Annotated in this window: 16 protein-coding genes; 11 read left to right on the top strand and 5 right to left on the bottom strand. The window is 62.8% G+C overall.

Features of this window, described 5'->3' with window-relative positions; all coding sequences use genetic code 11:
• The first annotated feature begins 34 nt into the window (after nt 1–34).
• From hrpA to UW3_RS0113730, 6 genes are all read left to right on the top strand, one after another.
• A complete protein-coding gene (gene hrpA, locus UW3_RS0113755) occupies nt 35–3,940 on the top strand; it encodes an ATP-dependent RNA helicase HrpA (RefSeq protein ID WP_010223076.1) in 3,906 nt (1,301 codons plus the stop codon).
• Between the two features lie 206 nt (nt 3,941–4,146).
• Nucleotides 4,147–5,268: a beta-ketoacyl-ACP synthase III gene (locus tag UW3_RS0113750; protein ID WP_010223075.1), complete on the top strand. Its 1,122-nt coding sequence runs from the start codon at nt 4,147–4,149 to the stop codon at nt 5,266–5,268.
• A gap of 111 nt (nt 5,269–5,379) precedes the next feature.
• Nucleotides 5,380–5,991, top strand: coding sequence for an RNA polymerase sigma factor (locus UW3_RS0113745; RefSeq protein WP_010223074.1), 612 nt, complete (start codon nt 5,380–5,382; stop codon nt 5,989–5,991).
• Nucleotides 5,985–6,215: an anti-sigma factor family protein gene (locus tag UW3_RS0113740; protein WP_010223073.1), complete on the top strand. Its 231-nt coding sequence runs from the start codon at nt 5,985–5,987 to the stop codon at nt 6,213–6,215. The genes UW3_RS0113745 and UW3_RS0113740 overlap by 7 nt, the downstream gene beginning before the upstream one ends.
• A gap of 198 nt (nt 6,216–6,413) precedes the next feature.
• The gene (locus UW3_RS0113735; RefSeq protein ID WP_010223072.1) at nt 6,414–7,727 is read left to right on the top strand and encodes an OprO/OprP family phosphate-selective porin; all 1,314 of its coding nucleotides are present in this window, start codon (nt 6,414–6,416) and stop codon (nt 7,725–7,727) included.
• Between the two features lie 84 nt (nt 7,728–7,811).
• Nucleotides 7,812–8,936 (top strand): GNAT family N-acetyltransferase, encoded by a 1,125-nt coding sequence (locus UW3_RS0113730; RefSeq protein WP_010223071.1) that lies wholly within the window; start codon nt 7,812–7,814, stop codon nt 8,934–8,936.
• Between the two features lie 66 nt (nt 8,937–9,002).
• On the opposite strand, the gene UW3_RS0113725 is transcribed toward UW3_RS0113730, so the two are convergent.
• The 4 genes from UW3_RS0113725 to UW3_RS0113710 all read right to left on the bottom strand — a co-directional run bounded on the left by UW3_RS0113725 (nt 9,003) and on the right by UW3_RS0113710 (nt 13,201).
• Entirely contained in the window at nt 9,003–10,835 is a 1,833-nt protein-coding gene (locus tag UW3_RS0113725) for an ABC transporter ATP-binding protein (protein WP_010223070.1), read from the bottom strand.
• Nucleotides 10,836–10,899: 64 nt separating this feature from the next.
• A complete protein-coding gene (locus UW3_RS0113720) occupies nt 10,900–11,457 on the bottom strand; it encodes a peptidylprolyl isomerase A (protein ID WP_010223069.1) in 558 nt (185 codons plus the stop codon).
• Nucleotides 11,451–12,263: an alpha/beta fold hydrolase gene (locus tag UW3_RS0113715; RefSeq protein WP_010223068.1), complete on the bottom strand. Its 813-nt coding sequence runs from the start codon at nt 12,261–12,263 to the stop codon at nt 11,451–11,453. The genes UW3_RS0113720 and UW3_RS0113715 overlap by 7 nt, the downstream gene beginning before the upstream one ends.
• Before the next feature lie 14 nt (nt 12,264–12,277).
• Nucleotides 12,278–13,201, bottom strand: a complete 924-nt coding sequence (locus UW3_RS0113710) for a PA3225 family LysR-type transcriptional regulator (RefSeq protein ID WP_010223067.1) — start codon at nt 13,199–13,201, stop codon at nt 12,278–12,280.
• Between the two features lie 49 nt (nt 13,202–13,250).
• Between UW3_RS0113710 and UW3_RS0113705 the strand changes: the two genes are divergently transcribed.
• The 3 genes from UW3_RS0113705 to UW3_RS0113695 all read left to right on the top strand — a co-directional run bounded on the left by UW3_RS0113705 (nt 13,251) and on the right by UW3_RS0113695 (nt 15,366).
• A complete protein-coding gene (locus UW3_RS0113705) occupies nt 13,251–13,565 on the top strand; it encodes a hypothetical protein (protein ID WP_010223066.1) in 315 nt (104 codons plus the stop codon).
• 109 nt (nt 13,566–13,674) lie between these two features.
• Nucleotides 13,675–14,274, top strand: a complete 600-nt coding sequence (locus tag UW3_RS0113700; protein ID WP_010223065.1) for an FMN-dependent NADH-azoreductase — start codon at nt 13,675–13,677, stop codon at nt 14,272–14,274.
• 213 nt (nt 14,275–14,487) lie between these two features.
• Nucleotides 14,488–15,366: a carboxylate/amino acid/amine transporter gene (locus tag UW3_RS0113695; protein WP_010223064.1), complete on the top strand. Its 879-nt coding sequence runs from the start codon at nt 14,488–14,490 to the stop codon at nt 15,364–15,366.
• On the opposite strand, the gene UW3_RS0113690 is transcribed toward UW3_RS0113695, so the two are convergent.
• Complete coding sequence (locus UW3_RS0113690) at nt 15,307–16,608, bottom strand: mechanosensitive ion channel family protein (protein WP_010223063.1); 1,302 nt, start codon at nt 16,606–16,608, stop codon at nt 15,307–15,309. The two genes, UW3_RS0113695 and UW3_RS0113690, sit on opposite strands and share 60 nt — an antisense overlap.
• A gap of 144 nt (nt 16,609–16,752) precedes the next feature.
• Between UW3_RS0113690 and UW3_RS0113685 the strand changes: the two genes are divergently transcribed.
• Both UW3_RS0113685 and UW3_RS0113680 read left to right on the top strand, forming a co-directional pair.
• Nucleotides 16,753–18,078, top strand: coding sequence for a DEAD/DEAH box helicase (locus UW3_RS0113685; protein ID WP_010223062.1), 1,326 nt, complete (start codon nt 16,753–16,755; stop codon nt 18,076–18,078).
• Nucleotides 18,079–18,312: 234 nt separating this feature from the next.
• On the top strand, nt 18,313–18,705 hold the full coding sequence (locus UW3_RS0113680) for a hypothetical protein (RefSeq protein WP_010223061.1): 393 nt from the start codon (nt 18,313–18,315) through the stop codon (nt 18,703–18,705).
• Nucleotides 18,706–18,809: the final 104 nt, after the last annotated feature.

Genomic DNA, 18,809 nt, shown 5'->3' with positions numbered 1-18,809 from the left:
AAAGCAGGCTCACCTGCACGACTAAAAAGCCCCCATGACTGACCACGCGATTGATCAACTGCTGAAAAACCTCGACCACGCCATGATTGCCGAGCGTCACCGCCTGCGCCGGCAGCTGCACGAGCTGCGCAAGCGCCCGGACGAGGCCAAGCTTGCGCAATGGGTCGACAAGGTTCAGGCCTCCTGCGCCCAGGTCACTGCGCGCAAGGCCAGCGTGCCGAGCATCCGTTACGACGACAGCCTGCCGATTGCGGCCAAGCGTGACGAGATCAAAAAGGTCCTGGCCGAGCACCAGGTGCTGATCATCGCCGGTGAAACCGGCTCGGGCAAAACCACCCAGTTGCCGAAAATCTGCCTGGAGCTTGGCCGCGGCCAGCATGGCCTGATCGCCCATACCCAGCCACGGCGGATTGCTGCGCGCAGTGTCGCTACCCGGGTCGCCGAAGAGCTGGGCACGCCACTGGGGGCGCTGGTTGGCTACCAGGTGCGCTTTGAAGACCAGAGCGATGCCAACACCCTGGTCAAGTTGATGACCGACGGCATCCTCCTGGCCGAAACCCAGCACGACCGTTTTCTTGAGCGCTACGACACCATCATTGTCGACGAAGCCCACGAGCGCAGCCTGAACATCGACTTTCTGCTCGGTTACCTGAAGACCCTGCTGCCACGCCGTCCCGATCTCAAGGTCATCATCACCTCGGCGACCATTGACCTTGAGCGCTTCTCCAAGCACTTCAACGATGCGCCGATCATCGAAGTGTCGGGTCGCACCTACCCGGTGGAAACCTGGTACCGGCCATTGACCAGTGAGCAGGACGAGGAGGGCAACCGCGTCGAGGACGACCTCACCGTTGACCAGGCGATCCTCGCCACCCTCGACGAGATTGCCGCCCACGAGCGCAGCCTGGGCAAAGGCCCGGGCGATGTGCTGGTGTTCCTGCCGGGCGAGCGCGAAATTCGCGACGCCGCCGAGATGCTGCGCAAGGCCCAGTTGCGCCACACCGAGATCCTGCCGTTGTACGCGCGCCTGTCACCGGCCGAGCAGCAGAAGATTTTCCAGTCCCATCCGGGGCGGCGTGTGGTGCTGGCCACCAACGTCGCCGAAACCTCGCTGACAGTGCCGGGCATTCGCTATGTGATCGACAGCGGCACCGCGCGGATCAGCCGCTACAGCTACCGGGCCAAGGTCCAGCGCCTGCCGATCGAAGCCGTGTCCCAGGCCAGTGCCAACCAGCGCAAGGGCCGCTGCGGCCGGGTCGAACCGGGCATCTGCGTGCGCCTGTACAGCGAAGAAGACTTCAACGCGCGGCCGGCCTTTACCGACCCGGAAATCCTGCGCACCAACCTCGCTGCGGTCATCCTGCAGATGCTGCACCTGCGCCTGGGCGAGATCGACGCGTTCCCGTTCATCGAACCACCGGATGGCAAGGCCATCAGCGACGGCTTTAACCTGTTGCAGGAGCTCTCGGCGGTCAACCGCGAGAACCAGCTGACGCCCCTGGGCCGGCAACTGGCGCGCCTGCCAGTGGACCCGCGGCTGGGCCGCATGCTGCTCGAAGGCGCCAAGCAAGGCAGTCTCAACGAGCTGTTGATCGTCGCCAGTGCGCTGTCGGTGCAAGACCCGCGCGAGCGTCCACCGGAGCGCCAGCAAGCGGCGGACCAGGCCCATGCGCAATGGAAGGATGCCGACTCCGACTTCGCCGCGCTGGTCAACCTGTGGCGCGGCTTCGAGGAGCAGCGCCAGGCCCTGACCGCCAGCCCGCTGCGCAATTGGTGTCGGAAAAACTTCCTCAACTACCTGCGCCTGCGCGAATGGCGCGATGCTCACCGGCAGTTGAGCCTGATCTGTCGTGATCTGCAGTTGAGCATCAATAAAGAGCCTGCTGACTACCCGCGCCTGCACAAGGCGATTCTGTCCGGCCTGCTCAGCCAGATCGGCCAGAAGACCGAAGACGGTGACTACCTCGGTGCCCGCCAGCGGCGCTTCTGGGTGCACCCGTCATCCGGTTTGGGCAAGAAGCGCCCGCAGTGGCTGATGACCGCCGAGCTGGTGGAAACCACCAAGCTCTATGCGCGCATGGTGGCCAAGATCGATTCGGACTGGATCGAGCCGCTGGCCGGGCACCTGATCAAGAAAAACCACTTCGAACCGCACTGGGAGAAGAAGCGCGGCCAGGTGGTGGCCTTCGAGCAGGTCACCCTCTATGGCCTGATCGTGGTCGGCCGTCGGCCAGTGCATTACGGCCCGGTCGACCCGGTGATGTCCCGCGAGCTGTTTATCCGCGAGGCGCTGGTCGGTGGCGAGATCCAGTCCAAAGCCAAATGCCTGAGCGCCAACCGGCGCTTGCTCGAGCAGCTCGACGAGCTGGAGGCCAAGGCCCGTCGGCGCGATATCCTCGCCGATGAAGAAACCTTGTACGGCTTCTATGAAGCGCGCCTGCCGGCCGAGATCCACCAGACCGCAACGTTCGACAGCTGGTACCGGGTCAACAGCCAGAAAGACCCGCAGTTGTTGATCATGCGCGAGGAAGACGTGCTGGCCCGCGAGGCCAGTGAAGTCACCGCCGCGCAGTACCCGGACACCTTGCGCCTGGGCGACCTGAGCCTGGCCCTGAGCTACCACTTCGAGCCGAACCATCCGCGAGACGGCGTCACCGTGCGGGTGCCGGCGCCCCTGTTGCCGAGCCTGCCGGGCGAGCGCCTGGAGTGGCTGGTGCCGGGCCTGCTGGAAGCCAAGTGCATTGGCCTGGTGCGCAACCTGCCCAAGGCGCTGCGCAAGAACTTCGTGCCGGTGCCGGACTTCGTCAAGGCCGCGTTGCAGCGCATGAGCTTTGGCGAAGGCTCGTTGCCCCAGGCGCTGGGTCGCGAGCTGCTGCGCATGACCGGTGCGCGGGTCAGCGATGAAGCCTGGGCCGAAGCCGCTTCGCAGGTCGACAGCCACCTGAAGATGAACCTGGAAGTGGTCGATGGCCAGGGCAAGTTCCTTGGTGAAGGCCGCGACCTGGCTGAACTGACTGCACGCTTCGCCGCTGCCAGTCAGGCGGCATTGGCGGTGCCGCAGACTGCGCAAAGCCAGCAGCCGGTGCAGGCCAAGGCCTTTACCCAGGTGGCCGAGACCGCGCAACAGAAGTTTGCCGGGCTGTCGATGACGGTGTATCCGGCGCTGGTGGAAGACAACGGCACGGTCAAGGAGGGGCGTTTCTCGACCCAGGCCGAAGCCGAATTCCAGCACCGCCGTGCCTTGCAGCGCTTGTTGCTGCAGCAATTGGCGGAGCCGGCCAAGTTCCTGCGCAGCAAGCTGCCGGGGCTGACCGAGCTTGGCTTGTTGTACCGTGAACTGGGCCGGGTCGAGGCGCTGGTCGAAGATATCCTCCTGGCCAGCCTCGACAGCTGCATCCTTGACGGCGAAAGCACCCTGCCGCGCGATGGCGCAGGCCTGGCCTCGCTGGCCGAGCGCAAGCGCGGAAGCTGGGCCGAGCACGCCGAACGCCTGGCGCGCCTGACCCTGGAGATCCTCAAGCTCTGGCACGGCCTGCAAAAGCGCTTCAAGGGCAAGATCGACCTGGCTCAGGCCGTGGCCCTCAACGACATCAAGCAGCAATTGGCTAACCTGGTCTACCCGGGCTTTGTCCGTGAAACCCCGGGGCTGTGGCTCAAGGAACTGCCACGCTACCTCAGGGCCATCGAATTGCGCCTGGAGAAACTCGGTGCCCAGGTGCAGAAGGACCGGGTCTGGAGTGGTGAGCTGGGCAACCTCTGGAGCCAGTACCAGACCCGCCTCGACAAGCACGCCCAGGAAGGCAAGCGCGACGAGCAGCTGCAGCTGTACCGCTGGTGGCTGGAGGAATACCGGGTGTCGTTGTTCGCCCAGCAGTTGGGTACCAAGGTGCCGGTTTCCGACAAACGACTGAGCAAGCAGTGGAGTCAGGTGGAAGCCTAAACCCCTGCAGTTGTGGCACACTTGGCTGATATTCGCCGCGTACCCCGGAATTACCTGCCGGGCGTGCGCGGCTCTCGAATGCAGCACTGCGCAGGGGCCCTGCACGTCAGGGTCATTACCAGTCAAAGTTGGTACTTTGGTGCCAACTCAAACCGACCGAACAGGCCGTTGCCGGGCTGGCAATGGCCCCGAACAGAGGAACGACCGTGCATAACGTCGTCATCAGCGGCACCGGCCTGTACACCCCGGCCAACAGCATCTCCAACGAAGAGCTGGTGGAGTCCTTCAACGCCTACGTGCAGCAGTTCAACCGCGACAACGCCGCCGCCATCGAGCGCGGTGAGGTCCAGGCCCTGGCCGAGTCCAGCGCCGCCTTCATTGAAAAAGCCTCGGGGATCAAAAGCCGCTTCGTCATGGACAAGGACGGCATCCTCGATCCGCAGCGCATGAAGCCGCGCCTGCCGGAGCGCGCCAACGACGAACCGTCGATCCTCTGCCAGATGGCCGTGGCCGCCGCCGAACAGGCCCTGCAACGCGCAGGCCGTACGGCTGCGGACGTCGATGCGGTCATCGTTGCCTGTTCCAACCTGCAGCGCCCGTACCCGGCCATTGCCATCGAAGTGCAACAGGCCCTGGGCATCAACGGCTTTGGTTTCGACATGAACGTGGCCTGCTCGTCGGCCACCTTCGGCATCCAGACCGCCTGCAACAGCGTGCAACTGGGCCAGGCCCGCGCGGTGCTGGTGATCAGCCCGGAAATCTGCACCGGCCATCTGAACTTTCGTGACCGCGACAGCCATTTCATCTTTGGTGATGCGGCCACCGCCGTCTTGGTCGAACGCGCCGACCTGGCGACCTCCAAGCATCAGTTCGACATTGTCAGCACCAAGCTGCTGACCCAGTTCTCGAACAACATCCGCAACAACTTTGGCTTCCTCAACCGCGCGGGCGAAGAGGGCATCGGCGCCCCCGACAAGCTGTTCGTCCAGGAAGGCCGCAAGGTGTTCCGCGAGGTCTGCCCGATGGTTGCCGAGCTGATCGGCCAGCACCTGACCGATAACAACCTCAACGTCAGCGACGTCAAGCGCTTCTGGCTGCACCAGGCCAACCTGAGCATGAACCACTTGATCGTCAAGAAACTGCTCGGCCGTGATGCCCTGGAAGAAGAGGCACCGGTGATCCTCGACAGCTATGCCAACACCAGTTCGGCAGGCTCGGTGATCGCCTTGCACAAGCATCAGGATGACCTGCCACAGGGCGCGCTGGGCGTGCTCAGCTCGTTCGGCGCCGGTTATTCGATTGGTAGCGTGATCCTGCGCAAGCGCTGAGCTTCAGTTAAGGGCGAAGTGTCCCACCGTGCTGGTGCACTTCGCTGATGGCGTTGGCTGTAACAAATCCGCCTAATCGGACTCTACCCGCAGAACGATGGATGGATGGCGATGACTGGCGAACAACAAGCCCGCTTGCTGGAGAGGCTGCTCAAGGGTGAGCAACAAGCGTTCAAGGAACTGGTCGACACCTATCAGGGCGCCATGCGCGCAGTCGCCTACGCGATTGTCGGCAGCCGGCACGCCGATGAGGCGGTACAGGATGCCTGGCTGGCGGTGGTGCGTAACCTCAAGGGCTTCGAGCAGCGTTCGAGCCTCAAGACCTGGCTGCTCACCATTACCGCCAACGCGGCCAAGACCCGCTACAAGCAGAATCGCCGCGAAGTGCTGCTCGATGACCTGCCTGGCCCTCATGGCACGGTCGGCGACGAGCGCTTCGCCACCGACGGGCACTGGCTGCACGGGCCCTCGGCCTGGCACGAAGACACGCCAGAGGCCATGCTCAGCCGTGAGCAGTTGCGCGAATGCCTTGAACATACTTTGCTGAGCCTGTCGGAACTGCAACGCAGTGTGCTGGTGTTGCGCGAGCGGCAGGGCCTGGAGCTTGAGCAGATCTGTAATCTTCTCGAGATTTCCCTCTCCAATGTCCGCGTGCTGCTGCACCGGGCGCGCCTCAAGGTCTTTGCGACCCTGGAACATTTCGAGGAAACCGGCCAATGCTGAGCTGCAAGCAACTCGTCGCCCGCTCAAGCGACTACCTGGATGAACAACTGACCCTGGGCGAGCGCCTGATGGTGCGTCAGCACCTGTTGTTCTGTCGCCACTGCCGGCGCTTTCTCAAGCAGATGCGCGTGGCCCAGGCGACGGTACGGGCCTTGCCGGAGGCGCCGGTGGTCGACAGCGATGCCCTGGCCGAGCGTCTGGCCCGGGAGCTGAAAAACTCCTGAATCACGCTTGGAAGGCTCTGCAACGGAGCTTTCCGGCTTATTTCATTTCGAAGTAAAAAAGTTCCCTTGTCACAAAACATTTATCTAAAAGCCACTGATCTGACATAAGCCCCCGCCAAGATTCCTCCCCAGCACAAGTGGCTTGAGCCGCGTGTTTTTCCAACATTATCAAGACCATAAAGTAGGGGAGCTTCTTCGATGATCCGTAAGCACTTCGCAGGTTTCGCAGCCAGCGCCTTGGCCATGGCCGTTACCGCCCAGGCTTTCGCGGGTACCGTGACCACCGACGGCGCCGATATCGTAGTCAAGACCAAGGGTGGCCTCGAGGTCGCTACCACCGACAAAGAGTTCAGCTTCAAGCTGGGCGGTCGGATTCAGGCCGACTACAGCCGTTTCGACGGTTTCTACACCAACAACGGCAACACCGCTGACGCCGGTTACTTCCGCCGCGCCTACCTGGAACTGGGCGGCGTGATGTACAAGGACTGGGCCTACCAGATCGCTTACGACTTCTCGCACAACTCCGGCGGTGACAACCGTTCCGAAGACGGTTACTTCGATGAAGCCTCGCTGGCCTACAACGGCTTCAGCCCGGTATCGATCAAGTTCGGTCGTTTCGACCCTGAGTTCGGCCTGGAAAAAGCCACCAGCTCCAAGTGGGTAACCGCTCAGGAACGTACCGCTGCCTACGACCTGGTCGACTGGACCAACGCCCACAACGGCGGCCTGGGCCTGCAGGTTTCGGGTAACGCCGGTGACTCGCTGTATGGCTCGGTCGGTGCCTTCGCCAAGGACGCCACCAACCAGGACAAGGACGGCGACAGCACCAAGCAGTTCAACCTGCGTGGCGTCTTCGCACCGATGCACGAAGCCGGCAACGTCCTGCACTTGGGTATCAACTATGCCCAGCGCGACCTCTCCGACACCGCGTTCGACGGCCGTATCCGCAGCCGCCTGGGCATGCGCGGCGTCAGCACCGACGGCGGCCAGGATGCCGGTACCAACGGCAACCGCCTGACCCTGGGCGGCCGCAACAACACCCCGGCCGGTGCCTATGACACCGACAAGGCCTGGGGGCTGGAAGCGGCCTGGGCCATGGGCCCGTTCTCGGTTCAGGGCGAATACGTCAAGCGTGACGTCCAGGCCGACAGCGCCGCGTTCTCCGACATCAAGGCTGACGGCTACTACGGTCAGCTGGCCTACACCATCACCGGTGAAGCCCGTGGCTACAAGCTCGGCAAGTTCGACAGCATCAAACCCTCGAACAAGCAGATCGGTGCCTGGGAAGTGTTCTACCGCTATGACCACCTGAGCGTCGATGACGACAATGGCGCGTTCGCCAACGTCAGCGATATCGAAGGCAAGGTGCATAACGTTGGTCTGAACTGGTACGCCAACGAGTCGATCAAGCTCAGCGGCGTGTACGTCAAAGCCAAGGTCGACAATGCCGAGAACGCTGTCGGCGACGACAGCGGCGACGGTTTCGTCATGCGCGCGCAGTACGTGTTCTAAGCAATACCGCTCCTCATCCGTTAGATCTTCAGCCCCGCTTGTGCGGGGCTTTTTTTCGTCTGCGCGACGAGGCAGACTGCGTCAATGCCCAAGCTCATCTTGCAACACCTTGCCGAACTCACGCCTGCCACCTGGGATGCCCTGGTGCCACAGGAGCAGCCGTTTTTGCGCCACGCGTTTCTGTCCAGCCTGGAGGACAGCGGCAGCGTCAGCCGCCACACCGGTTGGAGCCCGGCGCATCAGTTGCTCACCGACAGTGCCGGCCAACTGCGCGCGGCCTTGCCGGCCTATGTGAAGACCCACTCATTCGGCGAGTACGTGTTCGACCACGGTTGGGCCGATGCCTGCGAGCGGGCGGGGATTGCCTATTATCCCAAGCTGCTCTGCGCCGTGCCGTTCTCGCCGGTGACCGGCCCGCGCTTGCTGGGCGACCCGCATGCGGCGGCCGAGCTGGTCGATCAACTGACGGACGAACTGTTTGCACAGGGGATGTCCGGCGCGCATATCAACTTCACCGATGAGCGCGCCGATGCGCTGATGCGCGAGCGTGAAGGCTGGATGGAACGCCTGGGTTGCCAGTTTCATTGGCGTAATCAGGGCTACCGCGACTTCCAGGATTTTCTCGACACCTTGAGTTCACGCAAGCGCAAACAGATGCGCAAGGAGCGTGAGCAGGTCGTGGGGCACGGCATCGAGTTTCATTGGTTTCGCGGTGATGAACTGAGCGAGGCCCAGTGGGATTTCGTTTTTGCCTGTTATGCCAATACCTATGCCGTACGCCGTCGTGCACCTTATCTGACCCGAGCGTTTTTCAGTCTGCTGGCTGAGCGCATGCCCGCAGCGATTCGTGTGGTCATCGCCCGTCAGGGCGGCCGCGATGTCGCCATGGCCTTCAGCCTGGTCGGTGGCGACAGCCTGTATGGCCGTTATTGGGGCTGCCTGGATGCGTTCGACCGGCTGCACTTCGAGACCTGTTTCTACCAGGGCATGGACCTGGCGATTGCCGAAGGCCTGCAGCGTTTCGATGCCGGGGCGCAAGGTGAGCACAAGCTGATTCGCGGTTTTGAGCCGGTGATCACCCGTTCCTGGCATTACCTGCTGCACCCGGGCTTGCGCCGGGCGGTGGAGGAGTTCCTGCAGCAGGAGCGGGCGGGGGTGTTGGCGTATGCCGAGGAGGCGCGTTTAGCGTTGCCTTATCGGCAAGGCTGAGGGCTTCATCGCGGGGCAAGCCCGCTCCCACTGTGGGAGCGGGCTTGACCCGCGATGAGGTTACTGTCAGTCGATCCCGACAAACCCCCCGGTCTGGTGATGCCACAAGCGCGCATACAAGCCTTGATGCGCCAGCAACTCCGCGTGGCTACCCATCTCGGCGATCCGGCCTTTCTCCAGGACCACCAGACGATCCATGCGGGCGATGGTCGACAGCCGGTGGGCAATGGCGATCACGGTCTTGCCCTGCATCAGGGTTTCCAGGCTTTCCTGGATCGCCGCTTCAACTTCCGAGTCCAGTGCTGAAGTCGCCTCGTCCATGATCAGGATCGGCGCATTCTTGAGCAGCACCCGGGCAATGGCGATGCGCTGGCGCTGGCCGCCGGAGAGCTTGACCCCGCGTTCACCCACATGCGCATCGAAGCCGGTGCGCCCCTGGGCATCGGACAGTTGCGGAATGAACTCGTCGGCCCGGGCCCGGCGTACCGCTTCCCACAGCTCTTCTTCGGTGGCGTCGGGGCGGCCATACAGCAGGTTTTCGCGAATCGAGCGGTGCAATAGCGAGGTGTCCTGGGTGATCATGCCGATCTGCGCGCGCAGGCTGGTCTGGGTCACCTGGGCGATGTCCTGGCCATCGATGAGGATGCGCCCGCTTTCCAGGTCGTACAGGCGTAGCAGCAGGTTGACCAGGGTTGACTTGCCCGCGCCGGACGGGCCGATCAGGCCGATCTTCTCGCCTGGGCGGATGTCCAGGTTCAGGCCGTCGATGATGCGGCTGCCCTTGCCGTAGTGAAAACTGACGTTGTCGAACTTCACCCCGCCGCGATCGACCTTGAGCGTAGGTGCGCTCGGCGAGTCGGTGACGCTCACCGGCTGGGCGATGGTCTGCAGGCCATCCTGGACCATGCCGATGTTCTCGAAGATGCCGTTGACCACCCACATGATCCAGCCGGACATGTTGACGATGCGGATCACCAGGCCGGTGGCCAGGGCGATGGCACCGACCGTGATCAGCGACTGGGTCCACAGCCACAGCGCCAGGCCCGTGGTGCTGACGATCAGCAGGCCGTTGAGGCTGGTGATGACCACGTCCATGCTGGTGACCACGCGGGCGGCCAACTGGGTTTTTTCGGTCTGCTCGCTGATCGCTTCACGAGCGTATTGCTGCTCGAAGTCGGTGTGGGCGAAGAGTTTCAGGGTGGCGATGTTGGTGTAGCCATCGACGATGCGGCCCATGAGCTTGGAACGGGCATCGGAGGAGATCACGGCCCGGGCCTTGACCCGTGGCACGAAGTAGCAGAGTGCGCCGATGTAGCAGGCGATCCAGGTCATCAGCGGCAACATCAGCCGCCAGTCTGCCTCGGCAAACAGCACCAGCGAGCTGATCGCATAGATCAGTACGTGCCACAGCGCGTCTACCGCCTGCACCGCCGAGTCGCGCAGCGAGTTGCCGGTCTGCATGATGCGCTGGGCGATGCGTCCGGCAAAATCGCTCTGGAAGAAGTTCAGGCTCTGCTTGAGCACGAAGGTATGGTTCTGCCAGCGGATCATGCTGGTCATCCCCGGGCTGATGGTCTGGTGTACGAGAAGGTCGTGCAGGCCGAGAAACACCGGGCGCAGAATCAGCGCCACTACCAGCATCCACAGCAGTTCGGCAGCGTGATCGCTGAAGAAATCAAGCGAAGGGGTGCCTTGAGCCAGGTCGATGATCCGGCTCAAGTAACTGAAAAGGGCCACTTCGATCAATGCGCCGATGAATCCGATCACCAGCAGCGCGGCAAAACTTGGCCACACCTGGCGCAGGTAGTACACATAGAACGGCCATACCGTGGTGGGCGGCGCCGCAGTAGGCGCCTCACGGAAGATGTCGATGAGCTTTTCGAAGCGGCGAAACAGCATGAAAACGGTAACTCCTGTTCAGTTCGACCCGCAGGCCTGGTTCACGTCCCTGTGAAGCCCTGGGTCAGTCGATACGCTTGGCCGACTTGATGAACACCGGGTCGACCGGTACATCGCGCATGCCTTTGTTGACGGTGGTCGGCGAGTTGACGATCTGGTCGACCACATCCATCCCTTTGACGACCTTGCCGAACACTGCGTAACCGGCGTCACGGCCCGGGTCGAGGAAGGCGTTGTCGGCAACGTTGATGAAGAACTGGCTGGTGGCCGAGTTGGGGTTGGAGGTGCGTGCCATCGACAACGTGCCACGGACGTTTTGCAGGCCATTGCTGGCTTCGTTGCGAATCGGCGCCTTGGTGTCTTTTTGCACCATCTGCTCAGTGAAACCACCACCCTGGACCATGAAACCCGGGATCACCCGGTGGAAGATGGTGTTGTTGTAGAAACCGCTGTCCACGTATTGCAGGAAGTTCTTGCTGCTGATCGGCGCCTTGGTTTCGTTCAGTTCGATTTCGATCTGACCGAAGCTGGTTTCCAGCATTACATGAGGCGCTTTTTCAGCGGCCATCAGGCTGGTGGCGAAGACGACCGAGCAGGTGGCGAGCAGGAGTTTTTTCAGCATGGGCTCAATGATCCTTGAGAGGTGGTGGACGCCGCCAGGAACTGCAGCAGCGTCTGATTGAAGAGGTCAGGTTGGTCCAGGGGCGTAGCGTGCCGGGAATCTTCGATCACCGCCAGCCGTGCGTGTGGAATCAGGGCCACGTAGCGCTCTTTAAGTTGTACCGGGGTGTAATCCTGGTCGGCGCTGATGACCAGGGTAGGACAGCGAATCTGCCCCAGGCGTTCCGCCACGCCCCAGCCGACAATGGCGTCGAAACTGGCCAGGTACGCACGCTTGTCGTTCCTGGCCCAGCGCTCGGCCATCTTGCGCCGCAAGTCGGCCTGCTGTGGCTTGGGGAACAGCCGTTCGGCCAGGCCCTTGCCGATGGTTTCAAGGCTCAGCAGCCGCGCCAGGGCCCAGCGCTTGGCCCACCAGATCCAGTCGCTGCGGCTGCGGCGCTTGACCTCCGGGGCGCTGTTGACGATGCACAGGCTGCGCAGCCACTCGGGGTGATCGACGGCAAACTGAAAGCCGACCATGCCGCCCATGGACAGGCCGACCAGGTGCACCGGGCCGGTCTGCAGTTGCTCGAGCAGGGCTAGAAGGTCGGCGCTGAAGCTGGCGATGCTGTAGCGCTCGCGGGGCTTGTCGGAGCGGCCGTGGCCGCGGATGTCCATGAGGATCACCCGGTACTGGCGGGCAAGCGTCGGCACCTGCATTTCCCAGTCCTGGCAACTGGAACCCAGGCCGTGCAGCAGCACCAGCGGCTCGCCCTGGCCGTATTCCTCGTAGTGCAGCGAGCAACCTTCATGTTCGAAGTAGGCCATCGGCGTGATTCCTGTCAGGCTTGGGCGGGCGCGGCGAAGGGCACATCCAGCGGTGCGGTGTCGAAGTTGCGCAGCAATTCGACGAGGATCTGCGTCGCCGGGCCCAGGGGTTTGTCCTTGTTCGAGTAAAGGTAGAACAGTGGGTGGCGACTGCCACCCTGATCCAGTGGCAAAGGCTTGAGCAGGCCTTCGCGCAGCTCGCGTTCGATCAGGTGGCGGGGCAACCAGGCAAAGCCCAGGCCGCTGCTGACGAAAGTCGCGGCGGTGGCCAGGCTGCCGACCGTCCAGCGCTGTTCGGCGCCCAGCCAGCCAACGTCACGTGGCTGCGCGCGGCCGGAGTCGCGGATCACCACCTGCAACTGGCTTTCCAGGTCCTGGAAGCTCAGTTCCCGACCCAGGCGGTGCAGGCTGTGTTCGGGGTGGGCAACGGCAACGAACTCGACCGAACTGAGCTCCGTGCCCAGGTAGCCGGAAATATTGAAGCCGCTGATGGCAAGGTCGGCGACGCCTTCGTGCAGGACTTCCTCGACCCCGGACAGCACCTCTTCACGCAGGCGCACCCGGCAGCCACGGCTTTGCGGCATGAACGCACTCAAGGCGCGGACCAGGCGGGCGTTGGGGTAGGCGGCATCGACCACCAGGCGCACTTCGGCTTCCCAGCCCTGTTCCATATGGTGGGCCAGGTCTTCGAGCTGGCTGGCCTGCTTGACCAGTTGCCGCGAGCGGCGCAGCAGCACGTTGCCGGCCTCGGTCAGCACGGCCTTGCGCCCGTCGATGCGCAGCAGCGGCACGCCGAGTTGGTCCTGCATGCGCGCCACGGTGTAGCTCACCGAGGATTGCGAGCGGTGCAGGGCCTCGGCGGCTTGGGCAAAGCCACCATGATCGACCACCGCCTGCAGGGTCCGCCACTGGTCCAGGGTTACGCGCGGCGCTTTCATCTTCGGCTCCTGTTGTCCTAAGCTGGCGCTCTTTCATGGAGAGCGTCGTATGAAGAAATATTGTGCTGTATTGCTGGCCCTGCTTCCGCTCACGGCCCTGGCCTATCCCATCGACGTGGAAAAGGACATCGACGGCGTCAAGGTCGACTACACCACCTACGACACCGACCGTGACATTGGCTCGATCACCCTGAACAACTATGGCGACGTTGCCGCGCAGTGCAAGGTGTCCTTTCGCAACGGTCCGGAAGCGCCACGGGTGCGCCGCGTACTGGTGCCGGCGAAAAAAAGCGTCGATGCCACGGCCAAGTTCAACCGGGAAATCATCAAGCTGCGTATCGCCTTGAGCTGCAAACCGGAATAAAACAATTTAACTGATAGGTTGGACCCAGTTTTTACGCTTTTTTATCGATAGGTCAATCATTAATCTTGCCTCCATCGACTTACCGAACTCGCCGATGGAGGCAAGCCCCATGTCCCGTGTACTCGTCATCGAAAGCAGCGCCCGCCAGCAGGACTCGATCTCCCGGCAACTGACCCGTGACTTCGTCAGCCAGTGGCAAGCCGCCCACCCGGCCGACCAGGTCACCCTGCGCGACCTGGCCGTCAACCCGGTGCCGCACCTGGATGGCAACCTGCTCGGTGGCTGGATGAAGCCCGAAGCCCAGCGCAATGCCGAAGAGCTGCAGGCCCTGGCCCGCTCCAACGAGTTGACCGATGAAGTGCTGGCGGCCGACGTGCTGGTCCTGGCCGCACCGATGTACAACTTCACCATTCCCAGCACCCTTAAAGCCTGGCTGGACCATGTACTGCGTGCCGGCATCACCTTCAAGTACACCGAAACCGGGCCGCAGGGCCTGCTGACCGGCAAGCGCGCCTACATCCTCACCGCCCGTGGTGGTATCCATGCCGGTGCCAGCAGCGATCATCAGGAACCTTACCTGCGCCAGGTCATGGCCTTTATCGGTATCCATGACGTGACCTTCATCCACGCCGAAGGCCTGAACATGGGCGGCGATTTCCACGAGAAGGGCCTGAACCAGGCCAAGGCGCAGCTTGCTGCGGTGGCATGAGCCGGCAATGAATTTTCCCGCCTGACACCTGTTGCTCCTTTGGGTGTGCCTGCCCGGTCGCTGCCTTGTGCAGGACCGGGCTTTTTTATTTCGCGATTGCATGCAAGCACTGTGGGAGCTGGCCTTGCCAGCGATAAGGCCCGCAGGGCCTTCAGCAGTTGCCGGGCCTCCCGCGAACCGCTAAGGTCGCCGCCTCCACAGCTAGGGGCACACATGGGCTATTTATTGATTGTCGCGTTGATCCAGGCGTTTTCCTTCAGCCTGATCGGCGAGTACCTGGCCGGCCATGTCGACAGCTACTTCGCCGTGCTGGCGCGGGTGCTGCTGGCCGGGCTGGTGTTCCTGCCGCTGACTCGCTGGCGCCAGGTCGAACCGCGCTTCATGCGTTCGATGCTGCTAATCGGTGCGCTGCAATACGGCATCACCTATGTCTGCCTGTACCTGAGCTTTCGCGTGCTGACAGTGCCGGAGGTGCTGCTGTTCACCATTCTCACGCCCTTGCACGTGACCCTGATCGAAGATGCCCTGAACCGGCGTTTCAACCCCTGGGCGCTGGTGGCGGCGCTGGTGGCGGTTGCCGGCGCGGCGGTGATTCGCTTTGACCGCATCAGCCCGGACTTCTTCATGGGCTTTTTGCTCCTGCAACTGGCCAACTTCACCTATGCCGCCGGGCAGGTGCTGTACCGCCACCTGATCGCGCGCAACCCCAGCGACCTGCCGCATTACCGGCGTTTCGGCTACTTCTACCTGGGTGCCTTGTTGGTGGTGCTGCCGGCGTTCCTGCTGTTCGGCAACACCCAGCACCTGCCGAGCACCGACGTGCAATGGCTGGTGCTGTTGTTCCTGGGGCTGTGCCCGACGGCGCTGGGTTTGTACTGGTGGAACAAGGGCGCCTGCCTGGTTTCAGGCGGCACCCTGGCGGTGATGAACAACCTGCATGTACCGGTCGGGTTGCTGCTCAACCTGCTGATCTGGAACCAGCACGAGCCGCTGGGCCGGTTGTTCATCGGCGGGGCGGTGATCCTGGCGTCGCTATGGTTCAGTCGTCTCGGCACTCAGCGCCCGCTGCTGGCTGGGCAAGGTCGAGGGTAACAGGCCGGCGCGCAGGTCGTTGCCGCTGGGTTGCTGGTACAGGCTCAGGCCGAACTCCGGCAACACCGCCAGCAGGTAGTCGAAGATGTCGCCCTGGATGCGTTCGTACTCGGCCCACGCCGTGGTGCGGGTGAAGCAGTAGATTTCCAGCGGCACGCCCTGGGCGGTGGTCTGCATCTGGCGGACCATGCAGGTCATGTTCGGTTGGATGTCCGGGTGGCTTTTCAGATAAGCCAGGGCGTAGGCGCGGAAGGTGCCGACGTTGGTCAGCCGGCGGCGATTGGCCGACAGCTCCGCCACCGGGCCCTGGGCCTCGTTCCAGCTGTGCAGTTCGTTGCGCTTGCGGGCGATGTAGTCGGTCAGCAGGCGCACCTCGGACAGGCGCTGCTCTTCGGCGCTGGTCAGAAAACGCACGCCGCCGGCATCGATGAACAAGCTGCGCTTGATCCGCCGCCCGCCCGATTGCTGCATGCCGCGCCAGTTCTTGAACGACTCGGACATCAAGCGCCAGGTGGGAATGGAAACAATCGTCTTGTCGAAGTTCTGCACCTTGACCGTGTGCAGGGTGATGTCCACCACATCGCCATCGGCGCCGACCTGGGGCATCTCGATCCAGTCGCCGACCCGCAGCATGTCGTTGCTGGTCAGTTGCACGCTGGCGACGAACGACAGCAGGGTGTCCTTGTAGACCAACAGGATGACGGCCGACATCGCACCCAGACCTGAGAGCAGCAACAGCGGCGAGCGGTCGATCAGGGTGGCGACGATGACGATGGCGCCGAACACGAACAGGACCATCTTGGCCAACTGCACGTAACCTTTGATCGAGCGGGTACGGGCGTGCTCGGTGCGTGCATAAATGTCCAGCAGGGCGTCGAGCAGGGCGCTCAGGGCCAGGGTCAGGAACAGGATGGTGAAGGCCAGGGCAACGTTGCCGAGGAAATGCTGGCTGGTGGCGCTGAGCTCCGGCACCAGCTTGAGGCCAAACTGCACCACCAGCGACGGGGTGGTCTGGGCCAGGCGCTGGAACACCTTGTTCTCGCGCAGGTCGTTGACCCAGTGCAGGGCCGGCTGGCGACCGAGCAGGCGGGCGGCGTGCAGCACCAGGAAACGCGCCACCCGGCCCAGCACCAGGGCAATCGCCAACAGGACGCCAAGGCCGATACCGGCGTGCAGCACCGGGTGTTGATCGAGGGTGCCCCAGAGGTCCAGGGTGTTTTGCCACAGCTGTTGAATGTCCATAACGGTGTCGTAGAGGGTCCGCAAGTCGAAAACAAGGCCATTAGAGCGCGTATTGGCAAGAAGTTGCCAAAAGAAATTCGGCTCCGACGCCGGAAAACGTTACCCTATGCAACTGAATTTTTTGCACATGCCCGAGGTACACCCGTGTTTTCCCAATTCGCCCTGCACGAACGCCTGCTCAAAGCCGTGGCCGAGCTGAAATTTGTCGAGCCGACGCCGGTGCAGGCAGCGGCCATCCCATTGGCGTTGCAAGGGCGTGACCTGCGGGTGACGGCGCAAACCGGTAGCGGCAAGACTGCAGCCTTCGTCCTGCCGATGCTCAACCGCCTGGTTGACCTCAAGCAAAAACGTGTCGAAATTCGCGCCCTGGTGCTGCTGCCGACCCGCGAGCTGGCGCAGCAGACCCTCAAGGAAGTCGAGCGTTTCTCCCAGTTCACCTTCATCAAGGCCGGCCTGATCACCGGCGGTGAAGACTTCAAGGAACAGGCAGCGATGCTGCGCAAGGTGCCGGACGTGCTGATCGGCACCCCGGGTCGCCTGCTCGAACAGCTCAATGCCGGCAACCTGCACCTGGAGCATGTCCAGGTCATCGTGCTCGATGAAGCCGACCGCATGCTCGACATGGGCTTTGCCGAAGACGTCGAGCGCCTGTGCAACGAATGCCCGAACCGTGAACAGACCATGCTGTTCTCCGCCACCACCGGCGGTGCCGGCCTGCGCGACATGATCGGCAAAGTGCTGAAAACCCCTGAACACCTGATGCTCAACAGCGTCAGCCAGCTGGCCGAAGGCACCCGCCAGCAGATCATCACCGCCGACCATAACCAGCACAAAGAACAGATCGTGCAGTGGCTGCTGCAGAACGAGACCTACGACAAGGCGATCATCTTCACCAACACCCGGGTGATGGCCGACCGCATCTACGGGCACCTGGTGGCCAAGGACTACAAGGCGTTCGTGCTGCACGGCGACAAGGACCAGAAGGACCGCAAGCTGGCGATCGAGCGCCTGAAGCAGGGCGGCGCCAAGATCCTCGTTGCCACCGACGTCGCCGCCCGCGGCCTGGACGTCGACGGCCTGGACCTGGTGATCAACTTCGACATGCCACGCAGTGGCGACGAGTACGTGCACCGCATCGGCCGTACCGGCCGTGCCGGTAACGAAGGCCTGGCGGTATCGCTGATCTGCCACGGCGACTGGAACCTGATGTCGAGCATCGAGCGCTACCTGAAGCAGAGCTTCGAGCGTCGGGTGATCAAGGAAGTCAAAGGTACGTACACCGGGCCGAAGAAGGTCAAGGCCTCGGGCAAGGCGGCCGGTGTGAAGAAGAAAAAAGCTGACAAGAAAGGCGACAAGAAGGTCGTAGCCAAGCGCAAGCCGACCGCCAAGCCGAAGCCTAACGCCCCGCTGGCCAGCGCCGATGGCCTGGCACCGCTCAAGCGCCGCAAGCCGGCGCCGGCTGCGGAGTAAGCGCCGGCCTCATCGCCGGCAAGACCGGCTCCCACAGGTTCTTTGTCGTCCTTGTGGGAGCTGGCTTGCCAGCGATAGCTTCACCCCGATTTCAGGTCTTTTTCTCCGCTGCCTTCAGCTCCTGCAACCGCTTGTCGATCAGCGGGCAGCAGGCTGGCGGCACACTTAAAATCAGTCGAACCGCAGCCCCGCGCACCGGTCACAATCTTACTTACCCTGATTGAGGCTATGCCAATGACCACCTACGACTGGGACCTGATCGAACGCCTGTTGCACGAAGCGCAGAACAGCGCCGGGCACAGTTTTACCCCCAGGCCCTACGCCGAGCAGCATGCGGCCCAGCTGGCGGCCGAGGGTGCGGCCCCTGGCGATCTCGATCATCTGAAAACCAAGGCATGTGAGTACGAAAAGCTGCTGTTCGAGCGCGGTTATTTTGCGTCACGCCCGGAAGACGAGGGCGGCAACGGCGAGAACTTCATCCTCACCGAACGCGGCTCGCGGCTGTTGAGCCTGCTGGACAGCAGCATTCCGGGCAACGCTCACCCGCGTCAGGTACTGGATGAACAGGACGATCCCCTGGACGAAACGACCTTCGATCAATTGGCCTCCAGGGCGCAGATTGCCTGAAGCAGGCAACACAAGGCTGGCATTGAGCGGCCGCTGCCGCTGATAATCGGCGATGGATCCACTTCTGCCGAGAACCTGCCATGTCGATGCCTGATTCCGGGGGC

It is taken from the genome of Pseudomonas donghuensis, from assembly GCF_000259195.1.
Taxonomy (GTDB): domain Bacteria; phylum Pseudomonadota; class Gammaproteobacteria; order Pseudomonadales; family Pseudomonadaceae; genus Aquipseudomonas; species Aquipseudomonas donghuensis.
The sequence above is the reverse complement of the archived record's forward strand: the minus strand, read 5'-3'. Positions and strand labels throughout refer to the sequence as shown.